The organism is Sphingopyxis sp. L1A2A, assembly GCF_005502465.1.
GTDB lineage: Bacteria > Pseudomonadota > Alphaproteobacteria > Sphingomonadales > Sphingomonadaceae > Sphingopyxis.
Genome location: NZ_SCOT01000004.1, coordinates 1 through 16,838 on the forward strand (window position 1 = coordinate 1; position 16,838 = coordinate 16,838).

General features: G+C 65.8%; 17 protein-coding genes and 1 tRNA gene. 11 read left to right on the forward strand and 7 right to left on the reverse strand.

What is annotated here, in order from left to right:
- Positions 1-137: 137 nt before the first annotated feature.
- From acnA to FFS68_RS03755, 3 genes are read left to right on the forward strand one after another with little or no spacing between them, the layout of a single operon-like run.
- Positions 138-2,813: an aconitate hydratase AcnA gene (gene acnA / locus FFS68_RS03745; protein ID WP_137751979.1), complete on the forward strand. Its 2,676-nt coding sequence runs from the start codon at positions 138-140 to the stop codon at positions 2,811-2,813.
- 24 nt (positions 2,814-2,837) lie between these two features.
- On the forward strand, positions 2,838-3,122 hold the full coding sequence (locus FFS68_RS03750) for a ribosomal protein L7/L12 (protein ID WP_137751980.1): 285 nt from the start codon (positions 2,838-2,840) through the stop codon (positions 3,120-3,122).
- A 46-nt stretch (positions 3,123-3,168) separates the two neighbouring features.
- A complete protein-coding gene (locus FFS68_RS03755; RefSeq protein WP_137751981.1) occupies positions 3,169-3,444 on the forward strand; it encodes a hypothetical protein in 276 nt (91 codons plus the stop codon).
- On the opposite strand, the gene FFS68_RS03760 is transcribed toward FFS68_RS03755, so the two are convergent.
- Both FFS68_RS03760 and FFS68_RS03765 read right to left on the reverse strand, forming a co-directional pair.
- The gene (locus FFS68_RS03760; protein WP_137751982.1) at positions 3,441-4,895 is read right to left on the reverse strand and encodes an amidohydrolase family protein; all 1,455 of its coding nucleotides are present in this window, start codon (positions 4,893-4,895) and stop codon (positions 3,441-3,443) included. The genes FFS68_RS03755 and FFS68_RS03760 overlap by 4 nt on opposite strands.
- A gap of 70 nt (positions 4,896-4,965) precedes the next feature.
- A tRNA-Val gene (locus tag FFS68_RS03765) sits at positions 4,966-5,041 on the reverse strand.
- Positions 5,042-5,223: 182 nt separating this feature from the next.
- Here FFS68_RS03765 and FFS68_RS03770 point away from each other — a divergent pair.
- Positions 5,224-6,120, forward strand: coding sequence for a hypothetical protein (locus FFS68_RS03770; RefSeq protein ID WP_137751983.1), 897 nt, complete (start codon positions 5,224-5,226; stop codon positions 6,118-6,120).
- Positions 6,121-6,178: 58 nt separating this feature from the next.
- On the opposite strand, the gene FFS68_RS03775 is transcribed toward FFS68_RS03770, so the two are convergent.
- On the reverse strand, positions 6,179-7,111 hold the full coding sequence (locus FFS68_RS03775; protein ID WP_212742316.1) for a MarR family winged helix-turn-helix transcriptional regulator: 933 nt from the start codon (positions 7,109-7,111) through the stop codon (positions 6,179-6,181).
- A gap of 346 nt (positions 7,112-7,457) precedes the next feature.
- Here FFS68_RS03775 and FFS68_RS03780 point away from each other — a divergent pair, with 346 nt between their 5' ends.
- From FFS68_RS03780 to FFS68_RS03805, 6 genes are read left to right on the forward strand one after another with little or no spacing between them, the layout of a single operon-like run.
- Positions 7,458-8,039 (forward strand): thermonuclease family protein, encoded by a 582-nt coding sequence (locus FFS68_RS03780; protein WP_137751984.1) that lies wholly within the window; start codon positions 7,458-7,460, stop codon positions 8,037-8,039.
- 51 nt (positions 8,040-8,090) lie between these two features.
- Positions 8,091-8,468: a fluoride efflux transporter CrcB gene (gene crcB, locus FFS68_RS03785; protein WP_137751985.1), complete on the forward strand. Its 378-nt coding sequence runs from the start codon at positions 8,091-8,093 to the stop codon at positions 8,466-8,468.
- Positions 8,465-9,694, forward strand: a complete 1,230-nt coding sequence (locus FFS68_RS03790; RefSeq protein ID WP_137751986.1) for an RluA family pseudouridine synthase — start codon at positions 8,465-8,467, stop codon at positions 9,692-9,694. The genes crcB and FFS68_RS03790 overlap by 4 nt, the downstream gene beginning before the upstream one ends.
- Positions 9,694-10,314 (forward strand): FMN-binding negative transcriptional regulator, encoded by a 621-nt coding sequence (locus FFS68_RS03795; RefSeq protein ID WP_137751987.1) that lies wholly within the window; start codon positions 9,694-9,696, stop codon positions 10,312-10,314. Before FFS68_RS03790 ends, FFS68_RS03795 begins: the two co-directional genes overlap by 1 nt.
- Complete coding sequence (locus tag FFS68_RS03800; protein WP_137751988.1) at positions 10,311-10,547, forward strand: hypothetical protein; 237 nt, start codon at positions 10,311-10,313, stop codon at positions 10,545-10,547. The genes FFS68_RS03795 and FFS68_RS03800 overlap by 4 nt, the downstream gene beginning before the upstream one ends.
- Complete coding sequence (locus tag FFS68_RS03805) at positions 10,544-11,233, forward strand: ATP12 family protein (protein WP_137751989.1); 690 nt, start codon at positions 10,544-10,546, stop codon at positions 11,231-11,233. The genes FFS68_RS03800 and FFS68_RS03805 overlap by 4 nt, the downstream gene beginning before the upstream one ends.
- Positions 11,234-11,352: 119 nt before the next feature.
- On the opposite strand, the gene FFS68_RS03810 is transcribed toward FFS68_RS03805, so the two are convergent.
- The 4 genes from FFS68_RS03810 to FFS68_RS18085 form a co-directional block, all read right to left on the reverse strand.
- On the reverse strand, positions 11,353-12,156 hold the full coding sequence (locus tag FFS68_RS03810) for a crotonase/enoyl-CoA hydratase family protein (protein WP_137751990.1): 804 nt from the start codon (positions 12,154-12,156) through the stop codon (positions 11,353-11,355).
- A 17-nt stretch (positions 12,157-12,173) separates the two neighbouring features.
- The gene (locus FFS68_RS03815) at positions 12,174-12,782 is read right to left on the reverse strand and encodes a 2-hydroxychromene-2-carboxylate isomerase (RefSeq protein ID WP_137751991.1); all 609 of its coding nucleotides are present in this window, start codon (positions 12,780-12,782) and stop codon (positions 12,174-12,176) included.
- Positions 12,782-14,308 (reverse strand): acyl-CoA synthetase, encoded by a 1,527-nt coding sequence (locus tag FFS68_RS03820; RefSeq protein ID WP_137751992.1) that lies wholly within the window; start codon positions 14,306-14,308, stop codon positions 12,782-12,784. The genes FFS68_RS03815 and FFS68_RS03820 overlap by 1 nt, the downstream gene beginning before the upstream one ends.
- A gap of 90 nt (positions 14,309-14,398) precedes the next feature.
- Positions 14,399-15,112 carry a response regulator transcription factor gene (locus FFS68_RS18085; RefSeq protein ID WP_249340008.1) on the reverse strand — a complete coding sequence of 238 codons (714 nt, stop codon included), beginning with the start codon at positions 15,110-15,112 and terminating at the stop codon, positions 14,399-14,401.
- A gap of 87 nt (positions 15,113-15,199) precedes the next feature.
- Between FFS68_RS18085 and FFS68_RS03830 the strand changes: the two genes are divergently transcribed.
- Positions 15,200-16,732, forward strand: coding sequence for a class I adenylate-forming enzyme family protein (locus FFS68_RS03830; protein ID WP_137751993.1), 1,533 nt, complete (start codon positions 15,200-15,202; stop codon positions 16,730-16,732).
- The last annotated feature ends 106 nt before the right edge of the window (positions 16,733-16,838 follow it).

Consider the following 16,838-nt stretch of genomic DNA (forward strand, 5'->3'; position numbering starts at 1 on the left):
CCCCCTTGCAATTCCCCGCCCCCGGCGTAAGGCGGCGCCAACATAAACCCGCGCGTGCGACTCCCGTTGGCCCCGCTCTCCCGCTTCGCCTTCGGACAGTCTTCCCCCGCCGCGCCAAAAATGGGGACTGCTGCAAAATGACGACCACGGGCAACGACACGCTGGGCACCCGTTCGACGCTGAGCGTCGGCGGCAAGGATTACGCATATTATTCGCTCGACAAGGCCGCGGCAAAGCTGGGCGATGTCTCGCGGCTGCCGTTTTCGATGAAGGTGCTGCTCGAAAATCTGCTGCGTTTCGAAGATGGCGGTTTCACCGTGTCGACCGACGACGTGCAGGCGCTGGTCGACTGGCAGAAAGACCCGCATTCGAACCGCGAGATTCAGTATCGCCCGGCGCGCGTCCTGCTTCAGGATTTCACCGGCGTCCCGTGCGTCGTCGACCTCGCCGCGATGCGCGATGCGATCGCCAAGCTGGGCGGCGACACGACCAAGATCAACCCGCTCGTCCCCGTTCACCTCGTCATCGACCACAGTGTGATGGTTGACGAATTCGGTCATCCCAAGGCGTTCGAGCAGAATGTCGAGATCGAATATTATCGCAACGGCGAGCGTTACGACTTCCTGAAATGGGGGTCGAAAAGCCTGTCGAACTTCAAGGCGGTCCCCCCGGGCACCGGCATCTGTCACCAGGTCAATCTGGAGCATATCGCGCAGGCGGTGTGGTCGAGCGCGGATGCGGACGGCACGACGGTCGCCTATCCCGACACCTGCGTCGGCACCGACAGCCACACGACGATGATCAACGGCCTCGGCGTGCTCGGCTGGGGCGTCGGCGGGATCGAGGCCGAGGCCGCGATGCTGGGCCAGCCGGTGTCGATGCTGATCCCCGAAGTCGTCGGCTTCAAGCTGACCGGGGCGCTGAAGGAAGGCGTCACCGCGACCGACCTCGTGCTCACCGCGACGCAAATGCTGCGCGCCAAGGGCGTCGTCGGGCGCTTCGTCGAATATTTCGGCCCCGGGCTGTCCTCGCTCTCGCTCGCCGACCGCGCGACGCTCGCCAACATGGCGCCCGAATATGGCGCGACCTGCGGTTTCTTCGGCATCGACGACAAGACGCTCGATTATATGCGCCTGACCGGGCGCAGCGCCGACACTGTCGCGCTGGTCGAAGCCTATGCCAAGGCGCAGGGATTGTGGCTGACCGCCGACATGGCCGACCCGGTGTTCACCGACACGCTGGAACTCGACATGGGCAGCGTCGTGCCGTCGCTGGCGGGGCCGAAGCGGCCGCAGGACAAGGTCATCCTGACCGAGGTCGATGATGTGTTCAACGCTGACCTCGCGTCGGTGTACAAGCATGACGGGCTGAAGCGCGTTGCGGTCGCGGGCGCGAGCCACGACATCGGCGACGGCGACGTCGTCATCGCCGCGATCACCAGCTGCACCAACACCTCGAACCCTGGCGTGATGGTCGCCGCGGGTCTGGTGGCGCGCAAGGCGAACGCTTTGGGCCTGAAGCCCAAGCCGTGGGTCAAGACCTCGCTCGCGCCGGGGTCGCAGGTGGTCACCGACTATTTCGACCGCGCGGGGCTGACCGCCGATCTCGACGCGATCGGCTTCAACCTCGTCGGCTATGGCTGCACCACCTGCATCGGCAATTCGGGGCCGCTCGCGGGGCCGATTTCGGAAGCGATCAACGGCAACGACATTGTCGCCGCGTCGGTCATCTCGGGCAACCGCAACTTTGAAGGCCGCGTGTCGCCCGACGTGCGCGCCAACTTCCTCGCCTCGCCGCCACTGGTTGTCGCCTATGCGCTCAAGGGCACGGTGACCGAAGATTTCACGACCACGCCGATTGGCCAGGACCAGTCGGGCCAGGACGTGTTCCTCGCCGACATTTGGCCGACCAATCAAGAAGTCGCCGACACGATGGCGGCGTGCATCGACCGCGACATGTTCGAGGCGCGGTACGAACATGTCTATCGCGGCGACGAGCATTGGCAAAAGATCGAGGTCGAGGGATCGGACACCTATCAGTGGCGCGCCGGTTCCACTTACGTGGCCAACCCGCCCTACTTCGAGGGCATGAGCATGACCCCGGCGCCGGTGTCGGACATCATCGACGCGAAACCGCTGGCGATCCTCGGTGACAGCATCACGACCGACCACATCAGCCCCGCGGGCAGCATCAAGGCGGACTCGCCGGCCGGAAAATGGCTGATGGAACATCAGGTTAACAAGGCCGACTTCAACAGCTATGGCGCCCGCCGCGGCCACCACGACGTCATGATGCGCGGCACCTTCGCCAACATCCGCATCAAGAATGAGATGGTCCCCGGCATCGAGGGCGGCATGTCGCGCTACGGCAGCGAGGTCATGCCGATCTACGACGCCGCGATGCGCCACAAGGCCGACGGCACCCCGCTGGTCGTCATCGCCGGCAAGGAATATGGCACCGGCTCGTCGCGCGACTGGGCGGCGAAGGGCACCAATTTGCTCGGCGTGCGCGCAGTGATCGTCGAGAGCTTCGAGCGTATCCACCGCTCGAACCTCGTCGGCATGGGCGTGCTGCCGCTGCAATTCCTCGACGGCGAGAGCCGCGAGACGCTGGGCCTCACCGGCGACGACCAGTTCACCATCACCGGCGTCGCGGATTTGAAGCCGCGCCAGACCGTCACCGTGAACGTCACCCGCGCCGACGGTTCGACCTTCGCCTTCGACACGCTCTGCCGCATCGATACCGCGAACGAGGTCGAATATTATATGAACGGCGGCATCCTGCACTACGTCCTGCGCAAGCTGGCGGCGTAAGCGCGAACGGGCAAGGATCGGGCGATGGGCAAGCTGCTGTTCCTGATCCTCGGCCTGCTGCTCGGCTTGCTCCTCGCCCGCTATTTGCGCGGGCCAAGGGCGGGCCGCGATCTCTCCGCGCCCCCGCCGCGCGCCGTCCCACGTCCCATGGTGCGGGTCGGCGACGAGCGGATCGACAATGACGAAATCCGCGCCCTGATCCGCCAGGATCGCAAGATCGAGGCGATCGAGCTGGTCCGCGAACGCACCGGCCTCGGACTCGCCGACGCCAAGGATGCGGTCGAGGCACTCGAACAGACGATGCGCTGAACATCCTGTCCCCCAGCGGGGTGCAGGTCACCCAAAGGGACGGCATATGAGCGTTTTACAGATCGCGATCGAGGTTATCGGCTGGCTCGCCGCCGTCCTTATCCTCGCCAGCTACGTCCTGCTCTCACTCGGCCGGATCGAACCGCGCGGCTATCTTTATCAATGGATGAACGTGATCGGGGCGAGCGGCTTTGTGCTGAATTCGGGCTATAATGGCGCGCTGCCCTCGGCGGGGCTGAACGTGGTGTGGGCGCTGATGGGCGTCTTCACCCTGTGGAGCGTGTGGCGCGCGCGCAAGGCGGCGGCCGCCACCGTCCACTAGGGCTTCGCCGCCGCATCCCACGCCGCGACCTTGGCCTTCGTATCGGCGAGCATGCCGTCGAGCGCGGCGCGATCATGCACCGTGCCCCGCATGATCACGGTGTCGATCGCTCGCGTCGCCGCAATATCGTCCAGCGGATTGCGCGTCAGCAGCACCAGATCGGCGGCCATGCCGGGCTTGATCGCGCCATAACGACCCAGCCAGCCGAACCACGCCGGCCCCGCGCGCGTTGCCGATGCCAGCGCCTGTGCCGGGGTCAGCCCCTTGTCGACGAACAGCGCGAGCTCGTCGTGCAGGCCAAAGCCCGGATAGTTGAAGCTGTTGAGAAACCCCGCGTCGGTCCCCGCGATGATCGGCACCCCGGCCTCGGCCAGCATCGGCAGGATCGTTCCGACATCCTCGATCTGCTGGTGCCGCGCCGCGATGGCGGCGGCGTCCGCCTTCGCCGCGCGCTCGACCCGCCAGGCATAGGTCTGGCGCAGTTTCGGTCCGATATAAGCGAGCCCAGCGTCTTTCGAATGATCGTCGCGATCGAGATAGGCGATGATCCGGCTGCCGTTCAGCGTCGGGGTGACAAACACCCCCTGCGCGGCGAAGCGGCGATAGGCGGCCATCGCGGTGGCGCGGTCGAACCCGGCGTCGAGCCGACGGTTCGCCTCAGCCCGGTCGATGCGGCCCGCGGCGAAATCGGCCGCGATCGCTGCCTCGTCCTTCGCGCCCGCGTTATAGGCATAGTCGAGATGCTCGATCGAACTGATCCCGGCATCGACCGCCTGCTGCACGGTCAGCGCCATCGGAATATGCCCCGACGTGCGTAGCCCGAGCGCCTTTGCCTTGCCCAGCATATAGAGAAATAATTCGGGTTTCAGCGTGCTGTCGGTGATCTTGACGAAATCGACCTTGTCGCGCTCCTTGAGCCGGATGAGCGCCGCATCGACATCGGCCTCGCTGCCGACCTCGATCGTCCCCTTCCACAGCGGCGCAATCCCCTCGATCTTGGCGCCGGAAGTCAGCAAGCGCGGGCCGAAAAGGCGGCCGTCCGCAATCTCGCTCCGCCAGCCAAGCACCTGATCCGGCAGATCGCCCGACGCATCGCGGATCGTCGTGATCCCGTTCGCGACATACAGCGGCAGCAGCGCCCTGTTCTCCTCGATCAGGTCAGAACCCCCGCCGAAATGGACGTGCATGTCCCACAATCCGGGGATCAGGAACTTGCCTTTGCCATCGACCTGCCGCGCCGCCCGCCAATCGCGCGCAATCATGGCGTCGGGGCCAACCGCGACGATATCTGCCCCGCGCAAGACGACCGCCTGCCCCGCTTCGGCTTTTGCAGCCTCGACATCGACCAATGTGACATCGCGGATGATGACATCACCCTGTTGCGCCGCCGCCGATACAGGCGACACGACGGCGAGCAGGGTGGATACGAGCGCGGCAAGCAGACGCTTCATGGCGGGGGAATCCTTCCGAACAGGAAAGTCCCTTAACGCCGCAACGGCGGGTACAACAAGATCGGAAAACTGGTGGGCGCTGACGGGCTCGAACCGCCGACCCTCTCGGTGTAAACGAGATGCTCTACCAACTGAGCTAAGCGCCCCCGTGCAGGGAAGGGCGCCCCTGCCATAGACGCGCGATGCGCGCAAGAGAGGTGCGCCGCCGATACAAGGCGCGGCGGTTGCGCCTCGCGCCTGTTTCATTCGGAAAACGAAACCCAGACCGCATGTGCAACCCCGATCCGGTTCAGAGCGTTTGCTGTTCGCATTTGCAAAGGACCGCATCATGATCACGACAAAGACCTTTACCGCCCTTGCTGCCGGCGCGTTGATCCTCGCTCCGGGCATCGCCATCGCCCAGACCGGCTCGGGCGAACAGTCGACTGGAAAACAGCAAGATCGTGTCGGCGCGATCCTCGGCACATTGTTCGGCGACCGCCTTGGCGTTTCGACCTCGGTCGAAAGCCAATGGGCCGTCGGTCGCAAGCCGCTCGCGACCCAGCGGACGCAATTCAACGCTCGCATCGACGCTGATGTGCGGTCGGGGGCGCTGACCGCTGCCAATGGCGCGCGGGTGAAGGCCGAGTATGATCAGATTGTGGCGCTGGAGGCGCGCTATGGCGCCGACAACCGATTCACGACGCAGGAGCGCACCGAGCTCAGCGATCGCTATGGTGCGCTGACCCAGGCGTTGACCGATGGAGGGTTCGCCGATGACGATAGTTCGGACACTTTGTCGGTTGCCGATGGCCGCGCCGAGTTCAACAGTCGGGTAGATGCGCGCGTCACCGCCCGCCGCCTGAGCCGGACCGAGGCGACGCGGCTCAAGAGCGACTACGCCGCCTTGATCCAGACCGAAGCATCCTACGCCCGCGACGGCATCAGCAACCAGGAAAGGGACGATCTCGACGCGCGCCTCGATGCGCTCGACACGCGAGTCGGCGACACCGCCTATGGCGGCGGCGCAGCGGTGCTCGACAATCGCACCCGTCTGTCGAATATCGACCGCGCCCTCACCGCCAGTGGCCTCTCCGCCGCCGTGCAGGCTCAGCTTCGCGTCGAAGTCAGCGACTTGACCCGCCTCGAGGCGGCCTATGCCCGCGCGACCCCGACCAATGACGATCGCGCTTATCTGGAGCTCCGCATCGTCGATTTGGAAACGCGGGTCAGGATCCGCCGCTAAAATCTCGCTTGCGTGTGCTTGGCGGCGCGATCGATCGCCGCCAGGCGCGCCAAACCGGCTATTCCTCCAGCGCCTCGAAATAGCGGGCGAGCGCGTCGCATGCGCCTTCGGCCAGGGCGATGAAGATGCGGCGGCCATCGTGCGGATCGGCCTCGCGCACGAACAGCCCGGCGTCGGTCATCGTCTTGATCCAACGCAGCGCCGTCGTCGCCGGCACCGCGGCGGCGATGCACAGGCTCGATACCGACACCGGCTGGCGTTCGAGCCGTGCGGCATAGAGGTCGAGCAGCATGTCCCACGCGGGATCGGCGAACAGGTCGGCCGGAAAATATTGCTCGCGCATCCGCCGCTGGCGCAGCATCCGCCGCACCGCCTTGGTGCGTTGCCGGTCGATCGTCCGCTCTTCGGGCACAAAGCTGCGCGGGATCGCGGCATAGTCGCGCGTCGGCGACCGGACCTGTCCCATATGGTCGGAAAACTCGTCGCCAAGCGGCACAAAGCCCGTCGGCGTGCCGGCAAGCCCGCCCCGCTGCCCCGCCATATCGCCCAGCAGCCGCGAAATCCGCGCGACCTCGTCCTGCAACCGATCGATCCGTTCCATCGCATCATCGCGGGCGATGTCATGCACCACCCGGTGTCGGGTGCGCCGCGCTGTGGTCAACGCGATGGCCTTGTCGACCGGATCGGCATCGACCAGGAACTGGACCGCGATGGTGGACGGAATCGCTGCGATCACCCGGTCGAGCGCGGCCAGCGAGGTTTCGCAAATCAGATTGCCCCCCTGCTGGCCCACCGCGGCGCAAATGTCGGCGAACATCTCGTCTTCCACCGCATCCGCCGCCACGACCCAGACGATGTCGAGCAAGGCGCCGTGCCGGATATAGGCCGCCGCGCGGGATGGCGGCAGTGCCGCAACCTGGCGCACGTCGGCAAGCGCCATCGTGCCAGGCGCATCGGCGGGCGGCCCAACAAACAGCAACGGCGATACCACGCCATCGCCGCTCGCCCGCCCGGCAACCCGGGTCGGCCACGCTGGTCCGGCAGAAAAATCGCCGCGCGGCAACAGCGACCTATCCCCTCGACTCAATATCCCATGGTTCGTCATGCCAATCGTCCCCATTCTATCGCGCCACCTTGGTGTAACTATGCCGTCATTTCGGCGATATTCACCTTTTGTTCGTTCCCATTTGCCGCCAATTCGGACCTAAGCCATCGCGACTGTGCGAGTCGGCGGCGCGACGGTGAATAGAATAGGTCCATTTTGGACATGCTTTGTTCTTTTCGTCAATATCTTCTTCACCCTTGTCAATCCGGCGCAATCGGATCAGGCGGGCGACATGGTGTTTCGCCCTCCCTCGCTCGCCCGCCTGCGCTGGCGGCGGCGTATCCGGTCGCTGCTGGCGTTATTGCTCTTGAGCGGACTCGCCTGGGCCGCGTGGGCGTGGTTGCCCGCCCCGGTCGACACCGTGCCACTGGTCCATGTCATCGACGGCGACAGCCTGACCGTGCGGCAGGGCGGTGGCTTGGTGACGATCCGTCTGACCGGTATCGATGCCGCCGAATATCGGCAGGATTGCGCGCGCCGCGATGCCGTTCGCTGGCCTTGCGGGCGCGAAGCGCGGGCGGCGCTCGAAAAGGTTGCGGGCCACGGGCCGCTGCATTGTGAGGTCGCCGCCAAGGACCGTTACGACCGCACCCTCGCCGCGTGCCGCACGCATCCCTTCCCCGACGGTATCGACCTGGGTGCCGAAATGGTGCGGTTGGGCTGGGCGGTGGCGACAAGCGACGCCTATTTGGTCGACGAAGCCGAAGCTCAGGCCAAGCGGCGGGGCATCTGGCAGGGCGACTTCGTCCGGCCCGCCGCCTGGCGCGCGGCGCAGGGCCGTCCGGCGACCGCGCTGGCAGCTCCCGACTCTTAGCGAAAACGCACCCGCTATGCCTCGCCGCCATTTCGGGCTAGGGCGCGTGCTATGAACAATGTGCTTCCCGTCATGATCGGCGGCGCGATCGGTGCCGGTGCCCGCCATCTGGTCGGGCAGGCGATGCTCGCGCGGCTTGGTCCCGGCTTTCCGTGGTGGACGCTGGCGATCAATGTCGTCGGCAGCCTGCTCATGGGCGTCCTCATCGGCACGCTCGCGCGCGGCAGCAGCAGCGATACGGTTCGGCTGTTCGTCGGCGTCGGAATCCTCGGCGGCTTCACCACCTTTTCCTCTTTCAGCATGGAATTCTGGATGCTTTTCGAACGCGGCCAAAACGCTCAGGCGGCCGCCTATGTTATCGCCTCGGTCGTCGGCGCGATTGCCGCCTGCGGGGTCGGCCTGTTCCTGATGCGGCAGGTGCCGGCATGACGGGCGCAAAGGCACCGCTCGACGGCGCGACGATCGCCGAAGAAGACGACGGCATCCGCCTCGACCGCTGGTTCAAGCGTCACCGCGAAGGCACGCCGCACGCATTGCTGGCGCGCTGGGCGCGCTCGGGGCAGCTGACCCTCGACGGCAAAAAAGCCGATGTATCGGACCGCATCGCGACGGGCCAGATATTGGCCATGCCGACCCCGCCGGTCGAAGCCGCGGCACGCCCGGCGCGCAAGGGCCGTCCGCTGACCGACGCCGATGTCGAACTGGCCACAGGGATGATGATCCACCGCGACGCCGCCGCCATCATCCTCAACAAACCCCCGGGACTCGCAACGCAGGGCGGGACCAAGACCGACGCGCATGTTGACGGGCTGCTCGACGCGCTGAAATTCGATGGGCCGACCCGCCCGAAGCTGGTCCACCGGCTCGACAAGGACACGTCGGGGGCGCTGCTGATCGCGCGGACGCCCAAGGCCGCGGCCTATTTCGCCAAGAGCTTTTCCAACCGCAGCGCGCGCAAAACCTATTGGGCGCTGATCGTCGGGGTGCCCGACATCCAGCAGGGCGAGATCGACCTGCCGCTGGCCAAACAGCCCGGATCGGGCGGCGAAAAGATGCACGTCCATGACGACGGCCTGCCCTCGAAAACGCGCTACCGCGTCATCGAGCGCGCGGGGAACAGCGCCGCCTGGGTCGAATTGCAACCGCTGACCGGCCGCACCCATCAGCTGCGCGTGCATATGGCGGCGATCGGCCACCCGATCGTCGGCGACGGCAAATATGGCGGCAAGGGCGCATTCCTGACCGGGACGATCAGCCGCAAGATGCATCTGCACAGCCGCCGCCTGCGGATCGACCATCCCGACGGCGGCGCGATTGACGTGCATGCCGACCTGCCCGACCATTTCGCCGCCAGCCTCGACGATCTGGGATTTGACATGCTGCTGGGCGATGTCGGCATCGATGCGGGCGAAAAGGGTCCGCCGCCCAAAGCGGCGCTGAAGGCGCAGGCCAAGGCGCACAGCAAGCAGATCCGCAAGGCGCGGCGCGGCGAACGGCGCGGGCGAACGGCCGACAGCAAGCCGACCGATTTTGCCGGCAAATCGGCGAAAGAAAAGGCAAAGGCGGGCAAGGCTGGCAAACCGGCGCCAAAGAAACCGGTGGGCAAGAAGCCGAGCGCCAAGAAACATCCGGCGCGCCCCGCCAAACCGACCTGATGCATCCCAACGCTGACTTTCGGCCGCGGCAGGACGACCTTGCCGAATATCTGGTCCGCGAGATCGGCTTTGCCGCGATCTTTGCCGCCACCCCCGACGGGCCGCGCGTCGCGCATGCGCCGGTGGTGCTGAGCGACGATCGCGTCACGCTGCAATTCCACCTGGCGCGCGGCAATGCGCTGACGCGGCACCTGGACGGCGCCAGCGCGCTCGCGGTGGTCCACGGACCCGACGCCTATGTCAGCGCCAGCTGGTATGAGGCGCCCGACCAGGTACCGACGTGGAATTATGTCGCGATCGAAATGGAAGGCACCGTCCGCAAGCTGGACGATGCCGCGCTGATCGCCCAGCTTGACGCGCTATCGGCGAGCCATGAGGCGAGGGTCGGCGCCAATCCGCCTTGGACCCGCGACAAGATGAACCCGGCGCTGTTCAGCAAGATGACCGGTGCGATCACCGGCTTTGAGCTGCGGATCACTGCGTGGCGTCCGACGATCAAGCTGTCACAGAACAAACCCGCCGCCGAACGCGGCCGCGTCGCCAAGGGCGTCGAGGCGAGCGGCCATGGCGCGCTCGCCCAGTTGATGCGCCACCTCGGCGGCGATAAGGAACCGGCATGACCTCTGCCAATGACGCGCTCGCCAAAAAACGTTTCTTCGCCATCGCCGCGATGCGCATCGCGGGTGCGCTGCTGGTGCTGATCGGCTTTGTGCTGATCCGCGGTGGCTGGGAATTGGCGGGGCCGCCGACCGACCGCTGGATTGGCGTCGCGCTCGTCCTGATCGGCGCGTTCGATTTCGCGGTGATGCCGCTGCTGCTCGCGCGGCGCTGGCGCTCGCCCAAAAACCTGTGAAACGCTTTTGGACAGACGTCGCCATCGTCGCGCAGGACGGTGGCTGGGGCATCGCGCTCGACGGACGGCCGATGCGGACACCGCAGCGCGCGTCGCTGGTGGTTGGCAATGCCGCGCTTGCCGAAGCGATCGCGGCGGAATGGCAGGCGCAGGGCGAGACGGTTGATCCGGGCGCGATGCCGATGACCGGCCTGGCCAACGCCGCGATCGACCTCGCCGTACCCGACCCGGCCGCCTTTGCCGAACCCATTGCCGCTTATGCCGCCACCGACCTGTTCTGCTACCGCGACGACCGCGATGCGGCGTTGCAAGCGGAGCAGGTGGCGGCATGGAATCCGTTGCTCGCCTGGGCCGAGGCACATTTCGGGGTCGAATTTGCGATCACGCAAGGCATACTCCCGATCGATCAGCCGGCGGCGACGGTCGCGGCGCTGCGCGAAGCGGTGTTCGCGGTCGATCCGTGGCGGATGACCGCGCTGACCCCGCTCGTCACCATCGGCGGATCGCTGGTCGCCGGGTTGGCGCGGATCGAGGACGCATTTGACGCCGAGACCCTGTGGGACGCGGTCAGCCTGGACGAACTTTATCAAGAACGTCGCTGGGGCGCCGATACTGAAGCGCAGGCGCAACGCGCCGCGCACAAGCGCGACTGGGACAATGCGGTGCGGTTTTTGGGGTTGCTGTAAAGAACCCGCCCCTCAACCCGTTCGTGTCGAGCGAAGTCGAGACACGCTAGCACGGCGTTAGACGCATCTCGACTTCGCTCGATGCGAACGGAGAAGGAAAGGGCGGCCTTGCGGCTCGCTCAATCCACAAAATTCGGCTTCCGCTTCTCCATCTCCGCCATCACCGCTTCCATCTGGTTCGGGGTACGGATGACCTTCACCTGCTCGTCGCTTTCCGCCTGTAAAATCTCTGCGTCGCTCGCATCGGCGAGCATGTTGCAAAGCCGCTTGGCGCCGCGGATCGCATGCGGATTCTTGTCGGCGATCACCGCGGCCAGCTCCATCGCCTTGGCCAGCGGATCGTCCGAAACATGCGTCGCAAAGCCGAGCAGCTTGGCCTCCGACCCGTTGAATTCGCGGTTGGTATAGATCATCTCGCGCAGCACATCGTCGGCGACCTGCGTGCGCCACAGCGCCATCCCGGCGACGTCGGGGACCAGCCCCCAGCGCATTTCCATGATCGCGATGCGCGTGTCGGGGTGGACGATACGGATGTCCGCGGCGGCCATGATCTGGCTGCCCGCCCCGAACGCCACCCCATGCACCGCCGCGATCACCGGCACCGGAATTTCGCGCCAGCCCCACGCGGCATATTGCGGGCCGTTGGCAATCCCGTGCGCGCGTTCGTTCAGACTGCCGCCGGTGCTGCTCGTCCCCGGCGCGCGCTCGCCGCTCAGGCTGGCGAGGTCGAGCCCGGCGCAAAAGGCGCGGCCCTCCCCCGACAGCACGACGACGCGCAGCCCCGCCATGGCTTTGAGCGTGTCGATCGCCTCGGTCAGCGCCGCCCACATGGCGGGGTCGAGCGCGTTCATCTTGTCGGCGCGGATCAGCCGGACGTCGGCGATGCCGCCGTCCAGCATGGTGACGGAAATCCGGTCTTTCATGGGAGAGTCCTTCATGTTCAGCGGCACAGCGCCGCTTCGACGAGCGGCAGTTGGTCGTTGCCGAAATACATATTGTCACCATCGACGAACATCGTCGGCGACCCATAGCCGCCGCGCGCGATCACCTCGTCCGTGTTGGCGCGCAGCCGCGTCTTGACCGGGTCGCTCGCTGCTGCGGCGCGGATCGCGGCGCCGTCGAGCCCTGCCGCCGTCGCCGCCGCTTCGAGCACGTCGGGATCGTCCAGATTGTCCTGGGCGCCAAAATAGCTGGCGAACGCGGCGCGCGAAAAGGCGATCAACGCCGGCTGGTCATCCTCGAGTGCGGCGGCAAAGCGCATCGCGTTGACGCTCTTTGCCGGGTGCCATTGCGAGGGGAAATTCATCGCGACCCCGGCCAGCCGTGCCCAGTCGCCCAATATCTTCCAGCTATGCTGGAGTTTGCGGTTGTCGGCCTGTTCGCGCGCCGCATAGACGCCTTGGTTGACCGCGTTGAACACCCCGCCGACCAGAATCGGCCGAAAGGTCGCCGCCGCCCCGCTCTGCGCGATGATGGCCTGGACATTGGTGAACGCCAGATAGGTCCAGGGCGACGAAAGATCGAAGAAAAACTCCAGCCGACGCGGCATCACGTTTTCGCCTTGTCCCAATATTGGTCGCGCAGCAGGCGCTTGTAGAGCTTGCCGGTGTCGTGCCGCGGCAGCGCCTCCATGAAGTCGATGCGGCGCGGGATTTTGACCCCCGACAATTTTTCGCGCGCATAGCCGATCAGCTCGTCGCGCAGCGCATCGGTCGCATCGGCCATGTCGGCGGGCTGGATCACCGCGATCACTTCTTCGCCCATTTCGTCGTGCGGTCCGCCGACCACCGCGACGTCGGCAACCTTCGGATGGGTGACAAGATGGTTTTCGATTTCCTGCGGATAGACGTTCACCCCGCCGGTGATGATCATGAAGCTCTTGCGGTCGGTCAGATAGAGGAAGCCTTCGTCGTCCAGCTTGCCGACATCGCCCAGCGTCGACCAGCCCCGCGAATTGCGGCTCGACGCGGTTTTTTCGCTGTCGCCATGATATTCGAAGACATTCTCGCTTTCGAAGAAAACAGTGCCTTCCTCGTCCGGCCCCAGCTCGGTCTCATTATCCTCGCCCATGATATGCACCGCGCCCAGGATCGGGCGGCCGACGGTGCCTTTGTGGGTCAGCCAGTCGGGGCTGGAGACAAAGGTCATGCCATTGCCTTCCGACCCCGCATAATATTCGAACAGCACCGGTCCCCACCAGTCGATCATCGCTTGCTTGACGGGGATAGGACACGGCGCGGCGGCGTGGATCGCGACCTTGAGCGAAGAGGTGTCGTAGCGCGTGCGGACCTCCTCGTGCAGTTTGAGCATCCGCACAAAATGGGTCGGCACCCACTGGCTGGAATTGACGCGATATTTTTCGATATGCGCCAGCGCCGCTTCGGGATCGAATTTCTTCATCAGGACGACGGTGCCGCCGAGCCGGTGGATCGTCATCGACCAGCGCAGCGGCGCAGCGTGGTAGAGCGGCGCGGGCGACAGGTAGATGCTGTCCGAATTGATCTGGAACACTGCCGAGGCGAGCATGACGAGACTGTTGGTCGCGTCGATCGCGGGTTCCTCGGGCAGCGGGACGCGCACCCCCTTGGGCCGCCCGGTCGTCCCCGACGAATAGAGCATGTCGACCCCGGCGCGCTCGTCGGCGACGGGGGTCGCAGGCATCGCGGCGACCGCGTCTTCCCAGCTAGCCCAGCCTGCGATCTCGCCGCCCATCGCAAAGCGGGTAATCGTCGTGGTCAGTTGCTGCGCTGCGGCGCCCAGGCTGGCCGACACGACGAGCATCTTCGCGCCCGAATTTTCGAGGATATAATCGGTCTCGTCCTGCGTCAGCCGCGACGAGATGCAGACATAACGCAGCCCCGAACGCTGCGCGCCCCAGGTCAGCCCGTAATAATGCGGCGTGTTTTCGAGCATGAAAGCGACGACATCCTCATGCCCCAGCCCGTGGGCGCGAAACAGCTGCGCGGCGCGATTCGACGCGGCGTCGAGCGCACCATAGCTGATCGCCTCGCCCGTCTCGGCGACGATAATCGCGGGTTTGTCGGGGTTGCTGCGGGCATGGACGGAAGGGTGCATCGGGCCATCATCTCCGGAATCGTTGATTTCTTATGTCGAAGATCAGTAGCAACCTGAAACTTTCGGTCAAGCGAGGCTGCGTCGCCGCGCCTAATCGGGCCGCGACCGCAGCGCATAGCCCTGCCCCTTCACCGTCCGCAGCATCGGCCAGGCGAAACCCCGATCGACCTTGGCGCGCAGCCGCGACATATGCACCTCGACGCGGTTGGTGCCGGGGTCGAAATCAAGCCGCCACACCGCCCTGAGCAGCGCCGCGCGCGAAATCGGGCGGTCGGGGACGCGCGCCAGATTCGCCAGCAGGTCGAATTCGCGCAGCGGCAGGCGGATCAACCGCCCCGCGCGCTCGACCCGCCGGTCGATCAGGTCGATGCGAAGTTCGCCCTCACCCAGCTGTCCAGCGGCAATGCGGCTGCGCCGGAGCAGGCTGGCGATCCGCGCCACGACCTCGGGCAGATTGCCGGTCCACCCGACCGCATCGTCGGCACCGGCCCCCAGCGCCACCATGCGGTCGGCGAGCGACTCGCGGTCCGACACGATAAGCAGCGGCCGGCGCCCGGCGATCGATCGCGCCAGACGGACAAACTCGGCGGGCTCCTGCCAATCGAGAAACGGGTTGATCAGCAGCAGGTCGAAACAGCAATCGACCCAATGCCGCAGGCCATTGACCTGCGGCGGCAACATCCGCGCCGCGCATCCGCCAGCTTCGATCGCGTCGCGGAGCGCTTCGGCGCGCGGCGCGTGTGGATGATAGAGAGCGACGCGCAATTTGCTGTCGCCCATTCCGGCAAGACCCGATGATGCCATCTGCCCCCCCCGTCGTCGTCGCAACATCCTGTCGCGCCGCCGCCCCACCGGCATTGCACCACCTTTTGGCTGTGCTAACCGATAGGCATGACCAGTATCGAAATGCTTGACGGCGACTTCGCCACCCTGCCCGACCTTGTCCGTGCCCATGCCGAGGAACGTCCGGATGCCGTAGCGGCTGCCGATCCGGCGCGGCGGCTGAGCTGGTCCGAACTGGATCAATTGACCGACCGAATCGCCGCGCGGTTACAGCAGGACGGGTTTGCCAAGGGCGAGCGCACCGCGATCGCAGGGCTCAACAGCGTCGAGCAGATGGCGGTCATCCTCGGCACGCTGCGCGCCGGCGGGGTCGCCGGGCTGGTCACCAACAGCGCGACGGGCGAGCAGATGGCGGCGATGATCGCCGATACCGGGGCGCGGCATCTGTTCCTCGATGCCGCTGCCAGAGCGAGCCTGGAGGGCCAGGTCATCACCGCGAGCGACCTGATCGCGATGGACGGCAGCGATGCGGGGACACCGCTCGACGCCTGGCTGTCGCTGGCGGGCGCCAAACCAGCGCCCGTCGACATCCAGCCCGAGGACGGCTTCAATATCATCTATTCGTCGGGGACGACGGGAACGCCAAAGGGCATCGTCCACAGCCATGCGATGCGCTGGCAGCATATCATCCGCGGCGCGCCCGCTTATGGTCCGAATGCGGTGACGATATTGTCGACCCCGCTCTATTCGAACACGACGATGGCCAGTTTCATGCCCACCGTCGGGTCGGGCGGGCAGACCGTCTTGATGAAGAAATTCGACGCGCGCGGGTTCCTTGAGCTGGCGGCGCGCGAGCGCGCGACCAACACGATGCTCGTGCCGGTGCAGTATCGCCGCATCATGGCGCTGGAGGATTTCGCCAGCTTCGACCTCAACAGCTTTGTCGTCAAATATTGCACCTCGGCGCCCTTCCCCGCCTCGCTCAAGGCCGATGTGCTCGCGCGCTGGCCCGGCGGGCTGGTTGAAATTTACGGGATGACCGAGGGCGGGGCGGCGTTCATTCTGGAAGCGCATCAATTCCCGGACAAGCTGCACACCGTCGGCCGCCCCGCGCCGGGGCATATCGCGAAAGTGATCGACGAGGACGGCAACGAACTGCCGCAAGGGTCGGTCGGCGAAGTCGTCGGCCGCTCGCCCGCGATGATGACCGGTTACAACAACCGTCCCGACGCGACGAAAGCGATGCACTGGTACGACGGAGAGGGAAATCTCTTCTATCGCCACGGCGACATCGGGCGGATCGACGAGGACGGATTCCTGACCCTGATGGACCGCGCCAAGGACATGATCATTTCGGGCGGCTTCAATATTTTCCCGAGCGACCTAGAAGCGATCCTGCTCGCTGACGACCGCGTCGTCGAGGCTGCGGTGGTCGGGATGCCGAGCGAGGAATGGGGCGAGACCCCGGTCGCGTTCGTGGTGCTGAAGGATGGCGCCGATGCCGAGGCGGTTCGCGAGACATGCAACGCCAAGGTCGGCAAGACCCAGCGGCTGAGCGCGATTACCGTCGTCGCCGAACTGCCGCGCAGCCCGATCGGTAAGGTGCTGAAGCGCGAATTGCGGGACGCTTACACCGCTTGATCCTCCCTGTGGCGAAGCCATGGGGAGGTGGCAGCGCGTAGCGCTGACGGAGGGGCTTTGGCGCTGCCGTCGCGGCCCCTCCACCATTCGCTTCGCGAACGGTCCC